The sequence below is a fragment of the Mycobacterium paragordonae genome (assembly GCF_003614435.1).
Taxonomy (GTDB): domain Bacteria; phylum Actinomycetota; class Actinomycetes; order Mycobacteriales; family Mycobacteriaceae; genus Mycobacterium; species Mycobacterium paragordonae.
On record NZ_CP025546.1, the window covers coordinates 3,181,492 to 3,196,719 of the forward strand.

Sequence of the window (15,228 nt, forward strand, 5' to 3'; positions counted from 1 at the left end):
CGCGGGTTAAGTCCTGTCACCCCCATAGATGTCGGATCGCACAATCGGCTCAACCGTCCTGCCCAACCAATCCGTCAGCGCCCTTACCGCCAGGCGTAGCCGACCCCCCAGGCGATGACCCGGTCCCGGCCGTGCCGGCTCCTCCGCCGCTGACCCCGCTGCCTCCGCCGCCGCCCGTTCCGCCCGGTCCGGCGCTGCCGGCGATGCCGGCCTGACCGAACCAGCCACCATCACCGCCCAAGCCCCCGGTACCGCTGCCGCCGCCGTTGCCGCCGTTGCCGCCGGCACCACCGGTGCCGCCATCGCCGGCGTCACCACCTTGGGTGAACGTGCTCGGGGCGAAGGCGGCCGCGTCACCGCCATTGCCGCCGCCACCGCCCAAACCGCCATCGCCGCCCAGGCCGCCGTGGCCGCCTACGCCGGCGTTGCCCCCGGTGCCGCCGTGGCCGAACAGCAGCCCGCCGGCGCCGCCGTTGCCACCCGGTCCGCCGGCACCGCCGACGCCACCCTGGCCTCCGGAGCCACCGGCACCGCCGTGGCCACCCTGACCGCCTTGAGCAACGAGAGCCCCGCTCGCCCCGCCGGCCAAGTTTGACTTGCCGCCGGCGCCACCGGCGCCGCCATCGGCTCCAATCCCGCCAATGCCGCCGGTGCCGCCGACACCGCCGGCTCCGCCAGTGCCGGCCAGTAGCCCGCCATGACCACCGTTGCCGCCTGCGCCTCCCATGCCGCCGGCACCGCCGGCAATTCCTGTGGCGCCGCTGCCGCCATTACCGCCGAACCCGGAGAAGCCCTGGGAATTTGCCCCGTCGGCCAGGGCCCCGCCGCCGCTTCCCCCGTCGCCGCCCGCACCACCGGGGGCCGATGCGTTAGTCCCGTTGCCCCCGTTGCCGCCGAAGGCCATACCGCTGCCTTGCGCGACGGCGCCGCCGCCGGCACCGCCCGCGCCCCCGCTGCCGCCGGAGCCACCGGTGCCACCATTGCCGCCGTATGCGTTGCCGCTCAACGGCGCGTACACCGTGCTGCCCGCGCCACCGGTGCCTCCGGTGGCGCCGAGACCACCGTCCGCGCCGTCGCCACCGGTAAAGCCGAAGGCATCGCCGGTGCCCGGGTTGAAGGTGCTGCCGCCAAAGCTGCCCGTGGCGCCTGTGCCGCTGACTACCGGGTTGACGCCATTGGCGCCGGCCAGACCGGTTCCGCCCTGGCCGCCGGCGCCGCCGGCACCGAAGATCATCGCGCTGCCGCCATCACCGCCGCGCCCGGGCAGGCCGCCGTTGATGCCCGCCGTGGCGGCGCCGCCGTGGCCCCCGGTGCCGCCATTGCCGTTCAGCCACCCACCGGAGCCGCCCCCGCCGCCGAGCGCGCCGGCCCCGCCCGCCCCGCCGAATCCGCCGTTGCCGATCAATCCCGCGCTGCCGCCTTTGCCACCGGCCTGGCCGGGCGCGCCCGACCCGCCGTTGCCGCCGTTGCCCCACAGCAGCCCGCCGGCGCCGCCGTTTGCGCCGCTGCCCGGTGCGCCACTGGCGCCGTCGCCGATCAGCGGGCGCCCGAGCAACACCTGGGTCGGCGCGTTGATCGCATCCAACACAAGCTGCCCGACGTTGGTTGACTCCGCGGCCCCGTAGGCACCCGCGCCCGCGTGGAGGGCCTGCACGAATTGCGCGTGAAATGCCTCGGCCTGCGCCTGGACCGTTTGGTAGGTCTCGGCACGGGCACCGAAGAACGCTGCGACGGCCGCCGACACTTCGTCGAAGGCTGCTGGCAGCACCTCAATAGTGTTGGCTGCGGCCGCCATATTGGCCTCCGCCAACGACGAGCCGATGCCGGCCAGAGTCGTGGCTGTCGCCGACATCGCCTCCGGCGCCGCAAGAAGAAATGACATTCCGCCGTCCTCCACTGATCAGAGCGAATCGATTCGCACCCGACCGCGGAGCGAACCAGGCCAACCCGATACTTCATTTCGCTTGCGGCAGTGGTCCAGGGGGATTTCTACCCATTCCGCCTCGTCATTCGACGTCGCGCGACGCGCCCGAGGGTTGTGTGACCGAACCGCCCGAATAGCTGTGACGGTTCAGCGGGTGAGCCGCGGCGTAGGCGCCAACGCAGTCTGCAGGTCATTCGGAATCGGCATCGGCGTGGTCAGACCCGCCGCCGTGCGCCCGGTATTGCCCTCGGGATAGCGGCCGGTGATCGAGCCGGGCGCGGCGACGATGATGCGCACCACCTGTCCGACGGCTTCCCGACGGTCGCGCTGGCGTACGGCCAGCATGAACATGGCGACGTGATTGCCGGTGTGCAGCCACGGGTCCGGTTGCGACACGATGTGAGCGCGTTCGAGGTGGGTCCATCGGGCGTCGTCGGTGGCAGCGCTTGCGGCTGCAGCCATCTCGCGGCGATAGACGGCGCGCCCCTGGTCGCTGATGCGGCTCATCGGTGATCCTCCCTAGTCGTCGCAGCAGTCGCAGCCCGAGCATGCCGGCTCGGACGCGGCGGCCAGGGGCGCCGGACAGCAGGTGTCGCCCTTCCAGGCGTTGATTCCCTCGCGCACTGCGATGGCTGCGATGACAAGACCGGCGATGGGGTCGGCCCACGACCACCCGAACGTGCTGTTGAGCACAAGTCCGACGAGCAGCACCGCCGACAGGTAGGTGCACAGCAGAGTCTGTTTGGAATCCGCGACGGCGGATAGCGATCCGAACTCCCGTCCGGCCCGACGCTGCGCGTAGGACAGCACCGGCATGATGATCAGGCTGAGCGCCGCAAGGACGATGCCGATTGGGGAGTGTTCGGCCTCTCCGACACCGAGAAAGGCGCGAACGGCGTCCACCGTCACATAGGTGGCGAGCCCGAAGAACGAGAACGCGATGATGCGTAGTGCGATCTTCTCGCGAGCCTCGGGGTCGCGCCCCGCGAATTGCCACGCGACCGCCGCCGCGGAGGACACCTCGATCACCGAATCGAGGCCGAACCCCATGAGGGCGGTGGACGACACCCGAGTGCCTTCTGAGATCGCCACGAGGGCCTCGATGACGTTGTACGAGATGGTGGCGGCGACGAGCAACCGGATGCGGCGGGCCAGCAAGGCGCGCCGAGCATCAGTGAGCGTTGTCCGGTTTGCGGCGGAGGTCATCAGCCGCAACCACATCCGGTGCCGTCGGGTCCGACGCACTGGCAATCGGGGTCGACGGCGAGGACCAAGCCCATGAGGTCATCGAGAGCGTGACCGATACGTGCGTCGGCCAGTTCGTACCGCGTGCGGCGGCCTTCCGGCACTGCCACCACCAGGCCGCAGCCGCGTAAGCACGCCAGGTGGTTGGAAAGGGTCTGCCGGGAGACGCCGATGCGGTCGGCCAGGTCGGCGGGGTAGCTCGGACCGGCGTTGAGGCTGAGCAGAACGCGGGTCCGCGTCACGTCCGATAGCGCGTGGCCGAAACGCGCCAGCGCATCCGTGTGGGCGAGTGTCTGCATCGTCCCAGAGTACACGGAAACGTGTATTCACGAAAAGCTGTATCACGAACTTGCCTTTGGATCGAACACCGACAAGTTCGCGTCTCACATCGATCCCGGATCGAACGCCTCGCCAACGAGTCCTAGCCTCATGATCCTGCCGTGACCAATCCGTGATGGTTCCGTGACCATACTCAAAAGTATGTTACGGTGCTCGGGCGGCGGCCGCTGTGGCCGGGATCACAGCGTTGTGAGGACGGTCGGCTGCCTGCGGTATCGGAGATCGGTCCTGCGATCAGGGAGTCGTCGGATGGCGTACGTAAGTGTGGGACCGCAGCGGGTGGGGGTCGCGGCGGGTGATTTGGTCAGGTTGGGGTCGGTGATCGGTGCGGCCAATGCGGCGGCGCGGGTGTCGACGACGCGGTTGTTGGCGGCGGGTTCGGATGAGGTGTCGGCGGCGATTGCGGCGTTGTTGGGTGAGCATGGGCAGGCCTATCAGGTGATCAGCGCGCAGGTCTCGTCGTTTCATCAGCGGTTTGTGCAGGCTCTCAGCGCCGGGGCGGGTGCTTATGCGGCGGCGGAGGCGGCGAACGTCTCGCTGGTGCAGACGCTGGTTCAGGGTGCGTTGGACGTGATCAATGCGCCGACGAACGCCGTGTTGGGGCGTCCGCTGATCGGTGACGGCAGCAATGGGGCGCCGGGGACCGGGCAGGCCGGAGGGCCGGGCGGGATGTTGTGGGGTAACGGTGGTGCCGGCGGATTCGGGGGACCGGGGCAGACCGGTGGTGCCGGCGGCGCGGCGGGGTTGATCGGTAACGGTGGCGCTGGTGGGGCCGGTGGGGTCGGGGTGACGGGCACGACCGGCCCGGCGGGTCAGATCGGTGGTATCGGTGGCACCGGCGGGGCGGGCGGGGCCGGCGGTCGCGGCGGGCTGTTGTGGGGCAGTGGCGGGACCGGAGGTGTCGGCGGGATAGGCGGCACGGGAGGCGTCGGTGGACCGGCGAACGCCGCGGGCGTGGTGGGTGCGGGCGGTCCCGGTGGGGCCGGCGGCCTCGGGGGTGCGGGTGGCGCGGCCGGGATGTTCGGCACTGCCGGTCACGCGGGCGCCGACGGCACCCACGGTGCTACCGGGGGCACCGGAAGCGGCGGAGGCGGGGGCGGGGGCGGGGGAGGCGGCGTCCTTCCCGGGACTTTCCGCGAATACTTCACCAACAACACCGGTTTGAGCGACAACGAGATCTACGTGACCGAGATCGGTCAGACGACTCCCGGCCACTGGTCTTGGATCGACCAGAATGGCATCGCCCACCCGATCGACCACAACGCCGCGAATGCCGCCGGCCACCTCACGAAGAACGGCGTGAACTACGCCAATATGTCGTTCACGCTCGCCCAGGCGGGCAACCTCTCGATGCCTTCCGAATTCGAAGGGGGCCGGATATTTCTGTCGATGAAGCAGCCGCTCTATCTCGCCATCAGCTCCGACAACTCGGGCTGGGCCGGTCCGAACCCGACGAATCCTTCCGATCCGAACTACAACACGGTCTACGACTGGTATGAGATGACCTTCAAGAACGGCGCAGTTCCGTTCGGCGGCAACACAACTCAGGTGGACCAGTTCGGCTTCCCGTTCTCATTCACGGTGACGCAGGACTCCAGCGGCTTCTCGGGCACCGGCGGCCTGACCATGTCCCGGAATCAGATTTTCCAACAGTTCGCGACCACGGTCCCGGCGGAGTTCCAGGGACTGGTCATGCACGATGCCAGCGGCAACCCGCTGCGGATCGTGGCCCCGCGGACCATCCAGCCCGGAGCTCTGTCCACCTGGCTTGATCCGGCGATCAATGACTTCTGGACGACGTATCACAACAACCAGTTCAACTATCAGGGCCCCGGTTACACGGTGCATGGCAGCGTCGACGCCAGCGATCACTTCGTCTACAGCGTGACCTCCACCACGGGCAGCACGACGACGTGCACGATGACGAAACCCACTACAGCGCAAACCTTTGCCGCCGATGGCCCGTTCGTCGGCACCGGCCAGCAGGGGGCGTTCCTCGCCGAACTCGACGCGGCGTTCAACCGCGGCGTGGCGACTACGCCGGGTCAATGGGCCAACGTCGCTGCCTACTATCCGACGGGCGGGCGGTGGAACAACTGGGCACAGTTCTTCCACGTCAACAGCATCAACCACCTCGCCTACGGCTTCCCCTATGACGACGTCAACAGCCAGAGTTCGGTGGTGATCCTCGGCAACTCGCGGCCGCCGACTCAATTGTCGTTCGACCTCAGAAACTGACGCCTTCCGAACCCGGTGAGACGAGATCAAGGAGCTGTCTGATGGCGTACGTATATGTGGGACCGCAGCGGGTGGGGGTCGCGGCGGGTGATTTGGTCAGGTTGGGGTCGGTGATCGGTGCGGCCAATGCGGCGGCGCGGGTGTCGACGACGCAGTTGTTGGCGGCGGGTTCGGATGAGGTGTCGGCGGCGATTGCGGCGTTGTTGGGTGAGCATGGGCAGGCCTATCAGGTGATCAGCGCGCAGGTCGCGTCGTTTCATCAGCGGTTTGTGCAGGCTCTCAACGTCGGGGCAGGTGCTTATGCGGCGGCGGAGGCGGCGAACGCCTCGCTGGTGCAGACCCTGATGCAGGGCGCGTTGGACGTGATCAATGCGCCGACGAACGCCGTGTTAGGGCGTCCGCTAATCGGTGACGGCACCAATGGGGCGCCGGGGACCGGCCAGGCCGGAGGGCCGGGCGGGATGTTGTGGGGTAACGGCGGCGCCGGCGGATCCGGGGCGCCGGGGCAGACCGGTGGTGCCGGCGGCGCGGCGGGGTTGATCGGTAACGGTGGCGCCGGTGGGGCCGGCGGAGCCGGGGTAACGGGCACGACCGGCCCGGCGGGTCAGATCGGTGGTATCGGTGGCACCGGCGGGGCGGGCGGGGCCGGCGGTCGCGGCGGGCTGTTGTGGGGCAACGGCGGGACCGGAGGCGTCGGCGGCGTCGGCGGCACCGGTGGGACGGGTGGCCCGGTCAACGCCGCGGGCGTGGTGGGTGCGGGCGGTCCGGGCGGTGCCGGCGGCCTCGGGGGTGCGGGTGGCGCGCCCGGATTGTTCGGCACTGCCGGTCACGCGGGCGTCGACGGCACCCACGGCGCTACCGGGGGCACCGGAAGCGGCGGAGGCGGCGGAGGCGGCGGCTTCACCACAATTTGGCGCGACGACTTCACCGGCTCGGCCGGCTCCCCGGTCAACGGCTCGAACTGGCTGTACGACCTTGGCCACGGCTATCCCGGCGGAGCCTCGAACTGGGGCACCGGCGAGATCGAGTCGATGACCAACAGCACCAACAACGTCTATCTCGACGGCAACGGCCACCTCGCCATCAAGCCGATCAGAGACGCCTCCGGTAACTGGACATCGGGCCGGATCGAGACGCAGCGCACCGACTTCGCGGCACCCACCGGCGGCGTGCTGCGCATCGAGGCATCGATCCAGCAACCCGACGTCAACACCACCAACGGGAAGGGCTACTGGCCGGCCTTCTGGGCGCTCGGTGACGCCGCCCGGCCCGTCGGCGCCAGCAACTGGCCCAGCATCGGCGAGCTGGACATCATGGAGAGCATCAACGGCCGCAGCTCGGTGTTCGGCACCGTCCACGGTGGCACCGCTCCGGGCGGCCCGTTCAACGAGTTCAACGGAATCGGTTCCGGCGAACGACCGGTGACGGGCGCGCAAACCAGCTTCCACACCTACGCCATCGAACTGGACCGCAGCACCAGCGTCGAACAGTTGCGCTGGTACCTGGACGGCAACAACTATTTCACCGTCAACGCCAACCAGGTCCCCGCGGCCGACTGGAACAACGCCACCCACCACGGGTTCTTCGTCATCTTGAACGTGGCGATGGGCGGCGGCTTCCCGAACGCATTCGGCGGCGGCCCCACCGTCGCAACGCTTTCCGGGCAACCGATGCTGGTCGATTACGTCTCGGTGTCCACCAAGGGCTGAACGATGGCTGGTCGCAGGTAGCGCGCCACCACAGACGCCGCAGACACTTTCCGCTTCATAGGGCAGCATGGGGTTGGTGACAACTCCGCAAGGGCCGTCCCGCGGGAACCCGCCGGAATGGCATCGCCCCACCGAGCCCGGCCCGAACCCCGCCAGGAGGCCGGGCCCCCCGCCACCTCCGCCGCCCCCGTCCGGATCACCGACCGAGCGGATTGCGCATGGCGGTCGGCCTTATCCACCACCGCAACCGCCCGGCCGGCCGCCGGGTCCGCCGCAACCGCCAGGCCGTCCGCCGGCCGCCCGCCCCTACCCGCCGGCCCGTCCGCCCGCTCCGGGGCCGGATCAACCCGGGCCACCGGAGCAGGCCACGACCCGGCTGCCCACACAGCCGCCGGCCAACAGTGCGCCGGCGAAAACACCACGCCGACGACGGAAGACACCGTTGATCCTGGCCATCGTGTTGGCTGTCGTCCTGGCCCTGGTGGTCGGCGCGGAGTTCCTCATCCGCCACCTGGCCGGGAACAAGGTGGCCAGCGCCGTGGCGTGCGAGGTTGAGGACAGCGCCACAGTATCGTTCGCCGCCATGCCGCCGATGCTGTGGCAGTACATCAGCAGCTCCTACCCGCACATCTCGGTGGAAACCGCCGGCAACCAGGTGCGCAGCGCCAAGGGCATGAAAGTCACCATCGATATCAAGGATCTCCGGCTGAGCGACGGCAACGACTCCAAGGGCACCATCGGCGCGGTGAACGGCACCATCACCTGGTCATCGGACGGCATCAAGAAATCGATCGAGGATGCCATCCCGGTCCTCGGCAGTTTCGTGACCAGCAAGGTCACTACGAAGCCCAGTGACGGAACCATCGAACTGAAGGGGATGCTCGACAGCGTCACCCTCAAGCCCCAGATCGTTAACAACGGCCTGTCACTGCAGGTGGTCAACCTGACCGCGTTGGGGTCCAAACTGTCGACGGATACGGTGCAATCGAACCTGGACAGTCTCACGTCGAAAGCGACACAGAACTATCCGCTGGGCATCCACGCCGAGACCGTGAAAGTCACCGACACCGGCCTGGAGGCGACATTCGCCACCACAAACGCGACCATCCCCGCGTCATCGTCGTCGAAGAACGGTCAGGACTGTTTCAGCGGACTCTGATCCGGCCCCGCGCAACTGATGCGGTAGACATGTGCCGATGAAGGTCGACGGATCGGTCGCGGTGGTCACCGGAGCGGGCTCGGGCATCGGCAGGGCTATCGCCGCGGCACTGGCTTCAGCTGGCGCTGCGGTGGTGGCCGCGGATATCGACGCGGCTTCGGCGAACGACACCGCGGCGATGATCGGTGGTGTCGCGGCCGCCGCGGACGCCGCGAGCACCGACGGCATCGCGACCCTGCTCGACACCGCGCGCCAGGCGTTCGGCCCAGTGGACATCTACGTCGCAAATGCAGGCATCAACGGCCAACTCGGCCTCGGCGACGACGAAGCCGCCTGGGACCGGATCATCGACATCAACCTACGCGCCCACATCCGAGCGGCTAAAGCTGTTGTGCCGCAATGGCTTGAGCGTGGCAGTGGACATTTCGTGGCGGTCGCCTCTGCGGCCGGCCTGCTGACCCAGCTCGGTGCCGCGCCCTACAGCGTGACCAAGCACGCCGCAGTCGGGTTCGCCGAGTGGTTGGCCATCAGATACGGCGACCAGGGAATCGGTGTGAGCTGCGTGTGCCCTATGGGTGTCGACACTCCCATGCTGCACGGTATGACCGAGTCGCCCGATGCGGAGATGCGGATGGCCGGCGCCGCCGTCACCAGTTCCGGCGAGGTGGTCGCCCCGGAGGCCGTAGCGGCGCTCGTCGTCCAGGCCATCGCCGACCGCAAGTTTCTGGTTCTGCCGCACCCGGAGGTCCTGACCATGTATCGGCAGAAGGGCGCCGACTACGACCGGTGGATCGCCGGGATGCGCCGCTTTCAACGCACTCTGCAGTAGCGGCCGACGGAGCTGCCCACAGGCACCGCGTGCCGTGGTCGATCAGCGGTGATGCGGCGGCTGCTCGTCGCGGAGCCGACTCTCGTCCCACGCAGTGCGCACCTGCTCCTCTTCGCCGAACCGCTCCAGCTCCTCGGGCGTGACGTGTACCCGCGGGCGTCTGGGCGTCGCGGCTGGTGGTTGTGGGGGTTCGGCGGGCATGAAGCGATTCTTCCTGTCTCGATGGCACGGCCCGCTCGGCGGATCGTGGGGCTCTTCTACATCGTCGCAGGTTCTCCGCGAAAACGGCACGGTGGTCGCCGGGGCGGTGCCCCAATGGCACCGTTGCAGGTGCGAATTATGCTGCATTGCAATCACTTTGGTCATCAGAGCAATTCGCGCAGACCCGGGTTAACGACCCAGCCGGGAAGTGCGGGCGTCCGCACCCGGCCCGCCTGCTGCCCCGTGACGAAATCAGCTCTGCTCGCGCGGATTTCCGCTCGTCGATATGGCCGCAACCGGAAATCCGTGGGCGCAAGCCGAAGATGCCGCTGGGCGATCTGGGATTCTTCCCGGTAATGGCAACGGGATGAGTTGCCAAGCGCAACACTGAGAGGCGTATGACTACAGGCGTCATGGTCAATGTGCCGAAAGGGACGATTGTCCATCACGCGGCGGTTCTCGTTCGAAGAGGAGAATGAGTGAAGAAATTCGCCATTTTCGGCATTGCGGCAACTGCGTGGCTAATTTCAGGTGTCCCTGTGGCACAAGCGGATATCGGCGGCAACGTGCCTGGGCCCGGTTTGTGTGACTATCCAGGGGTCGGGGGATCTGGGATGGAGATGGGCGCCTATCACTACTGGTGCGATTTCCCCACTGAGGAAAATGGCAGTCGCTGGCACTGCGAGTACGGCGGCGGCGCCGTACAGGGTGTCGGTGGCGTAAATATCTTCTTCCTGACCGCCCAGGTCATCACTCCGCTGGGTGCGCTGGAGGGCTCGTGCTCGTTCCGCTGCCCGGACGGCTCGCTGTCGGCCGCGCCGAATCCGCCCGGCGCGTGGAAAAACGGGCTTACCCCGAAGAAGTGCGTTCCGGTGGAAGTATCGCCGATCGCAGAACCGAATACGGATTTGCCGGGCTGGCCGGGGCACCTTCCCGCCGTCACCAATCCGGTAACCCCCAACCCGGTGACGACGGAGAACCCGTAAGGCCACACGCGTCGCTGGGACACGGCCTTCCGGGAACGCTCTGTCGAATCTCAGCCGTCCCACGCGCGCAGTGAGCCGATGGTCCGCGGCGCGACCGGGTACAAGTAGCAATGTGATGACCACTGAGGAGGTGGCCCGCGAGCTCGGCCACCCCGGCGCCCAGCATCTGCTCTCGGGTTCGATGGCTCGCCTCGCCTACAACGGCCACGACGGTTTCCCGCGGGTGGTTCCCGTCGGGTTCTACTGGACCGGTGAACGCGTCGTCGTCTCTACGGCGTCGACCGCGCCCAAGGCCCGCGCGCTCGCTTCCCGCCCGCAAGTCGCGCTGACGATCGACGGCGGCTCGACGCCCGAGGAGGCGAAGGCCCTGTTGATCCGCGGTCTCGCCACGCTGGAGACCGTCGACGGCGTCACTGAGGAATACCTCGCGTCGGCCAGAAAAGACATGGACGGACCCGAACTCGCCGAGTTCGAACGCAATGTGCGATCGACATACAGGCAGATGGTGCGAATTTCCATCGAGCCGCTGTGGGCACGGTTCTATGACTTCGGCGCCGGCCGGCTGCCGGAATTTCTCGCCGCCCTCGGCGGCTAGTCAGCCTTCTTTCGGCTCCGGCAAAAGGCGAAACCTCCCTGAGCCACGAGGCGGCGTGGCCCAGGGAGGCGTGCCCAGGTGTACAGCTGGGTGTCTAGCCAGGTGTTTAGGTCGCCGGAGCGGGAAGCGCACCGGGTGCCGGGCTGGAATTCGGCATCTCACCAGGTACGGATGAGCCAGAAACGTTCGAGGTCCAGATCAAGATGTCCTGAAGCCCGTCGTTGTAGACCACACCGTTCGGCGCTGCGCCAGTCACATCGAAATACAGCATGCCGGTCGATTCGCTGCCTTGCGGAATGGGTGCCGGATTGAGGCCATTGGGAACCGACGCCTTGTCGATCAGTTTGTAGGTCTGACCGTTGGGCCCGCGGGCGCTGAAGTCCTTCACCATCGGGGTGACGGTGCCGCCGTCGGACCGGGCGGTGATATTGGCCTGGTAAATGGTCCCTTTGGGCGTGTAACCGGGAATCGCGACGGTGCTCTGCTGCAAGTTGCTGACCGTATAGGTGGTGATCATCGGCCCGTCGATCAGCTGCTGGCTGGTTCCGAATCCCTCGATGCTCGGGGGCGCCGCGGCGGCAATTCCGCCGCCGAAAACGGTTCCCGCAATTGCTGCGGCACCAATGGCGGCCTTGAGAGTTGTCTTTGTGAACCTCACGATGGGCTCCTTCGTTCGATCAATTTCCGTCATGCGATGACCCGATCCCGCAGGAACACCGCACTTAACCGCCGTACCCCACCACAGGGCCGTCAAAACGCGGCCGATTGGCCGGACGAATGACCGGCTCAGTACTTGAGGCTTATTCGTGCTAACGATTTGCGCGCTGAGCGCGATAGACCAAAACGTGATCGGGGCGCGGGCAGTCGAAGGTAGCGGCACCGTTTTGTGGCGTCCGCACAACGAGGCTTTGCAACATTGGCAGCCGGTCACGATGTGCAAGCGGCCGCTCGGCCGTAGTTTGCTGTCAGCGCAGGCGGCGGTCCTGAACACCAGCAATTCGGGTAACTCGAATCGATTCATCGAGGCCAGGTTGGCCACATTGCGGCGAGTAGGAAGGGAACACATTGTTGTCAGAAGCGCGATCGACCCCGCGGCAATTAGGCTTGGCGGCTGCCAACACCAATCCGCGTGCACTGAACTCCGAGGATCGCACGTGGGTTATCGACGCTCTGTGCCGGAACACAGATCCTGACGAACTCTTCGTGCGTGGGGCGGCCCAACGCAAGGCTGCGAATATCTGCCGCAACTGCCCGGTGAAGCGGGAATGTGGCGCGGACGCACTCGACAACAAGGTTGAGTACGGCGTTTGGGGCGGCCTGACCGAGCGTCGGCGCCGGGCGCTGCTCAAGCAGCACCCCGAAGTCATGTCGTGGGCCGACTTCTTCACCAAGCAGAACGCCCGGTTCGCGGGTTAAGCACCCCGGCGGTGTAAGCGGCCGGCGAATCTCAACGGCTCACGGCCCGTTCGATCGACGGCGAGCGGCGAAATCGCGCAGGGCTTGTCGGTGGTCTTCGGTCGCCAGCCCGATCACCTGCGACCGCATCTCCAACTCGAGATGTTCGCGCAAACCGCCGGCGCCGATGCTCGCGTTCAGCAGTTCCTTCGACATCTGGACCGCCAACCGAGGGCGTGCGGCGATCGTTGCGGCCAGTTCGATCGCGGCCTGCAGCGGGTCGTCGACGATTCGCTGGACCAGCCCGAGTCGCTGGCCCTCGGCCGCACCCAGCGGGGACCCGCTGTAGAACAGCTCGGCCGCGGCACCTGCTCCGATCAACCTCGGCAGCATCCACGAGAGTCCCATGTCGCCGATAGAGACCCCGAGCTTGAGGAAGGGTGCGATGAAAACCGCGTCCGGAGAACAGAATCGGATGTCGGCTGCGGTCGCGATGGCGAACCCGCCGCCGACGGCGGGACCACGAACGGCGGCGATCACCGGTTGCCCGATCTCCCGCATCGTCAGCACCGAGCTGACCGCACGCCGCATCACCGCGTAGACCTCCTCGACCGGTTCGCCGCCGGCGCCGGTCGGCTCGGTTGCCTTGAGATCCATTCCGGTGCAAAAGGCTTTGTCACCGCCCGTGATCACCACGGCGCCGCAGGCGGGGTCCTCACCCAGTTGCCGCAGAACTCGTTCCAGGTCGCACAACGTCTGCATGGTGAGCGGGTTGAGTCGCTCCGGGCGGTCGAAAGCTATGACGCCGACTCCGTCGGGCCGCAGTTCGGCGCGCAAACCATCGAGTCTCTGGTGCTCGACCATGAGCCGTCACCCTTCGTTGCAGAGCCGTTTCAGGCGCCGGCCGTGGACACGGACGATCGCCGGCTTAGCGCCGAGTTCGCCTGCGACCGCGCGGCGTGTTTCCGGAGCCGCCTAGCAGGGGTCGCCGTTGGGCGTGTAGTACGGCACACCCTCGGCGGTATAGCACGGCGGCTGGCCGTTGGCGGCCTGGCTGGCAGCCTCGACATCGCTGGCCGTCGCCACCCTCGCTGCGGGATCGGTGCAGCCACCGACTGAAACGTGTCGGCCCCCGACATCACCACACACGTCAGCATGTGCGGCCGGCGCGGGTGCGACGGCAACAGCACCGACCACCACCAGCGCCGCGAACAACATTTTCACCATCGAATGATCGTACTGACTTTTCAACCGGCGATTCGAAATTGCGCGCTTTATATTCGGCGGCCAAAGACTAACTCGGCCGGGTGAGCTCCGGCAGTATCGCAGACGTGGCATCGGGTCCGATCAATCCCGCCAGCCGCGCGTTGATGCCCGCCTTCTTTTCGGCGTACATCAATTCGTCGGCGCGGGCCAGCAATTCGTCGACGGACGCGGTGTCCGCGGCGGGGGCCTGCACCAGGCCGATACTGGCCGCTAGCCGATAGGGCCGGTGCCCGGTCTTGTTGAAACCGCGGAACGCCTCGACCAGCCGTTCTTTCAGCCGACCCGGGTCGCCCTCGTTTTCGGTGGTCAGGACCAGGAATTCGTCGCCCCCGATGCGCGCGACGATGTCCGACTCGCGCAGGGTGGCGCGCAAGACCTGGGCCACATCGCAAATCAGCATGTCGCCGACGTCGTGGCCCTGCTCGTCGTTGACGCTCTTGAGGCCGTCCAGATCCAGGAAGGCGAGCACGCAGTCGCGACGGTGACGGCGTGCGCCCCGCAGCGCCTGCTGGGCGAGCAGGTAAAAACCCCGGCGGTTGTTCAGCCCGGTGAGTTCGTCGGTGACCGAAAGCCGGCGGATCTCCTCGTTCGCCTTCTCCAATTCGGCGGTGCGGTCGCGTACCCGTTGCTCCAATTCGGCCGAGACCTGCACGTTCTCCATGGCGATCGAGGTCGAGTCGGCCAGGGCCTGCAACAGGCGCACCTCCTGGTCAGAGGGGTGGTGCTGGTGAGCCCAGTAATTGCCGATGGCGCCGATGGGGTCCAGTCGGCGGATGGGCACCATCACCAGGCTCTTGACGAAGGTAGGCCGGTAGATGCCCTGCGGAATGCGCGGATCGACATAGATGTCGGGGATCACCGCAGCATCGCGGTTGATCATGGCCCACCCGCTGATGCAGGCCTCGATCGGAAAGCGGTTGCCCTTCCACAACGGGGCGATGGCCTCTTCATCGGCGTAGTAGCACTTGTCGTCGTCGCGCAGCACAAATGTGGCGCCGTCACACCCGGTGAGCTCGCGGGCTGACGTCCGGACGATTCGCTGGATATCGGCCAGGCTACGGGCCAACGACAGTTCCTGAACCGCCCGCAACAGACGCTCCATACCGTGGATGTAATCCGACGCCGCTGGGCCTTGAGTGGACGTGTGGGAGGGCGCCGGGTCAGACAACTCGGCGTACATACGCACCTCCGTACGAGCCCGGCCGCTGTGAAACTCGGCCGCCAAGTCAGGGCAGACGTTACACCGGTCGATCGGATTCTGGCTCCCGTTTTCGCCTTCAGCTAAGCCCATCACGCGACCGCCACCATTTGACTCACCCGGCCGCCCGACGCCGTACCGGCT

Annotated in this window: 16 protein-coding genes; 7 read left to right on the forward strand and 9 right to left on the reverse strand. The window is 67.3% G+C overall.

Annotation, left to right across the window (positions count from 1 at the left end; genetic code table 11):
* Window positions 1-49: 49 nt before the first annotated feature.
* The 4 genes from C0J29_RS14560 to C0J29_RS14575 all read right to left on the reverse strand — a co-directional run bounded on the left by C0J29_RS14560 (window position 50) and on the right by C0J29_RS14575 (window position 3,468).
* Complete coding sequence (locus C0J29_RS14560; protein WP_120794727.1) at window positions 50-1,882, reverse strand: PE family protein; 1,833 nt, start codon at window positions 1,880-1,882, stop codon at window positions 50-52.
* A gap of 189 nt (window positions 1,883-2,071) precedes the next feature.
* The gene (locus C0J29_RS14565) at window positions 2,072-2,431 is read right to left on the reverse strand and encodes a DUF3703 domain-containing protein (protein ID WP_120792770.1); all 360 of its coding nucleotides are present in this window, start codon (window positions 2,429-2,431) and stop codon (window positions 2,072-2,074) included.
* Window positions 2,432-2,443: 12 nt separating this feature from the next.
* Window positions 2,444-3,130 carry a cation efflux transmembrane domain-containing protein gene (locus tag C0J29_RS14570; protein ID WP_162951472.1) on the reverse strand — a complete coding sequence of 229 codons (687 nt, stop codon included), beginning with the start codon at window positions 3,128-3,130 and terminating at the stop codon, window positions 2,444-2,446.
* A complete protein-coding gene (locus C0J29_RS14575; RefSeq protein ID WP_120792772.1) occupies window positions 3,130-3,468 on the reverse strand; it encodes an ArsR/SmtB family transcription factor in 339 nt (112 codons plus the stop codon). Before C0J29_RS14575 ends, C0J29_RS14570 begins: the two co-directional genes overlap by 1 nt.
* 289 nt (window positions 3,469-3,757) lie before the next feature.
* On the opposite strand from C0J29_RS14575, the gene C0J29_RS14580 reads away from it, so the two are divergent.
* The 4 genes from C0J29_RS14580 (at window position 3,758) to C0J29_RS14595 (ending at window position 9,443) form a co-directional block, all read left to right on the forward strand.
* The gene (locus C0J29_RS14580; RefSeq protein ID WP_120792773.1) at window positions 3,758-5,746 is read left to right on the forward strand and encodes a glycoside hydrolase family 64 protein; all 1,989 of its coding nucleotides are present in this window, start codon (window positions 3,758-3,760) and stop codon (window positions 5,744-5,746) included.
* 41 nt (window positions 5,747-5,787) lie between these two features.
* Window positions 5,788-7,455, forward strand: a complete 1,668-nt coding sequence (locus tag C0J29_RS14585; protein ID WP_120792774.1) for a PE domain-containing protein — start codon at window positions 5,788-5,790, stop codon at window positions 7,453-7,455.
* 457 nt (window positions 7,456-7,912) lie between these two features.
* Complete coding sequence (locus tag C0J29_RS33775; protein WP_231513392.1) at window positions 7,913-8,614, forward strand: LmeA family phospholipid-binding protein; 702 nt, start codon at window positions 7,913-7,915, stop codon at window positions 8,612-8,614.
* 37 nt (window positions 8,615-8,651) lie between these two features.
* A complete protein-coding gene (locus tag C0J29_RS14595) occupies window positions 8,652-9,443 on the forward strand; it encodes an SDR family oxidoreductase (RefSeq protein ID WP_120792775.1) in 792 nt (263 codons plus the stop codon).
* 42 nt (window positions 9,444-9,485) lie between these two features.
* On the opposite strand, the gene C0J29_RS32840 is transcribed toward C0J29_RS14595, so the two are convergent.
* Window positions 9,486-9,644, reverse strand: a complete 159-nt coding sequence (locus tag C0J29_RS32840; RefSeq protein WP_162951473.1) for a hypothetical protein — start codon at window positions 9,642-9,644, stop codon at window positions 9,486-9,488.
* A 479-nt stretch (window positions 9,645-10,123) separates the two neighbouring features.
* On the opposite strand from C0J29_RS32840, the gene C0J29_RS14600 reads away from it, so the two are divergent.
* The gene (locus tag C0J29_RS14600) at window positions 10,124-10,630 is read left to right on the forward strand and encodes a hypothetical protein (protein ID WP_133436109.1); all 507 of its coding nucleotides are present in this window, start codon (window positions 10,124-10,126) and stop codon (window positions 10,628-10,630) included.
* Between the two features lie 115 nt (window positions 10,631-10,745).
* Entirely contained in the window at window positions 10,746-11,225 is a 480-nt protein-coding gene (locus tag C0J29_RS14605) for a pyridoxamine 5'-phosphate oxidase family protein (RefSeq protein WP_120792776.1), read from the forward strand.
* A 106-nt stretch (window positions 11,226-11,331) separates the two neighbouring features.
* Here C0J29_RS14605 and C0J29_RS14610 read toward each other — a convergent pair whose 3' ends face one another.
* Window positions 11,332-11,883, reverse strand: a complete 552-nt coding sequence (locus tag C0J29_RS14610) for an MPT63 family protein (RefSeq protein ID WP_240743887.1) — start codon at window positions 11,881-11,883, stop codon at window positions 11,332-11,334.
* 446 nt (window positions 11,884-12,329) lie between these two features.
* On the opposite strand from C0J29_RS14610, the gene C0J29_RS14615 reads away from it, so the two are divergent.
* The gene (locus tag C0J29_RS14615) at window positions 12,330-12,641 is read left to right on the forward strand and encodes a WhiB family transcriptional regulator (RefSeq protein ID WP_242460643.1); all 312 of its coding nucleotides are present in this window, start codon (window positions 12,330-12,332) and stop codon (window positions 12,639-12,641) included.
* Window positions 12,642-12,680: 39 nt separating this feature from the next.
* Here C0J29_RS14615 and C0J29_RS14620 read toward each other — a convergent pair whose 3' ends face one another.
* From C0J29_RS14620 to C0J29_RS14630, 3 genes are all read right to left on the reverse strand, one after another.
* Window positions 12,681-13,484, reverse strand: coding sequence for an enoyl-CoA hydratase/isomerase family protein (locus C0J29_RS14620; protein WP_120792778.1), 804 nt, complete (start codon window positions 13,482-13,484; stop codon window positions 12,681-12,683).
* Window positions 13,485-13,595: 111 nt separating this feature from the next.
* Window positions 13,596-13,847: a hypothetical protein gene (locus tag C0J29_RS14625; RefSeq protein ID WP_065164487.1), complete on the reverse strand. Its 252-nt coding sequence runs from the start codon at window positions 13,845-13,847 to the stop codon at window positions 13,596-13,598.
* A 67-nt stretch (window positions 13,848-13,914) separates the two neighbouring features.
* Complete coding sequence (locus tag C0J29_RS14630) at window positions 13,915-15,066, reverse strand: sensor domain-containing diguanylate cyclase (RefSeq protein WP_065164486.1); 1,152 nt, start codon at window positions 15,064-15,066, stop codon at window positions 13,915-13,917.
* Window positions 15,067-15,228 lie beyond the last annotated feature (162 nt).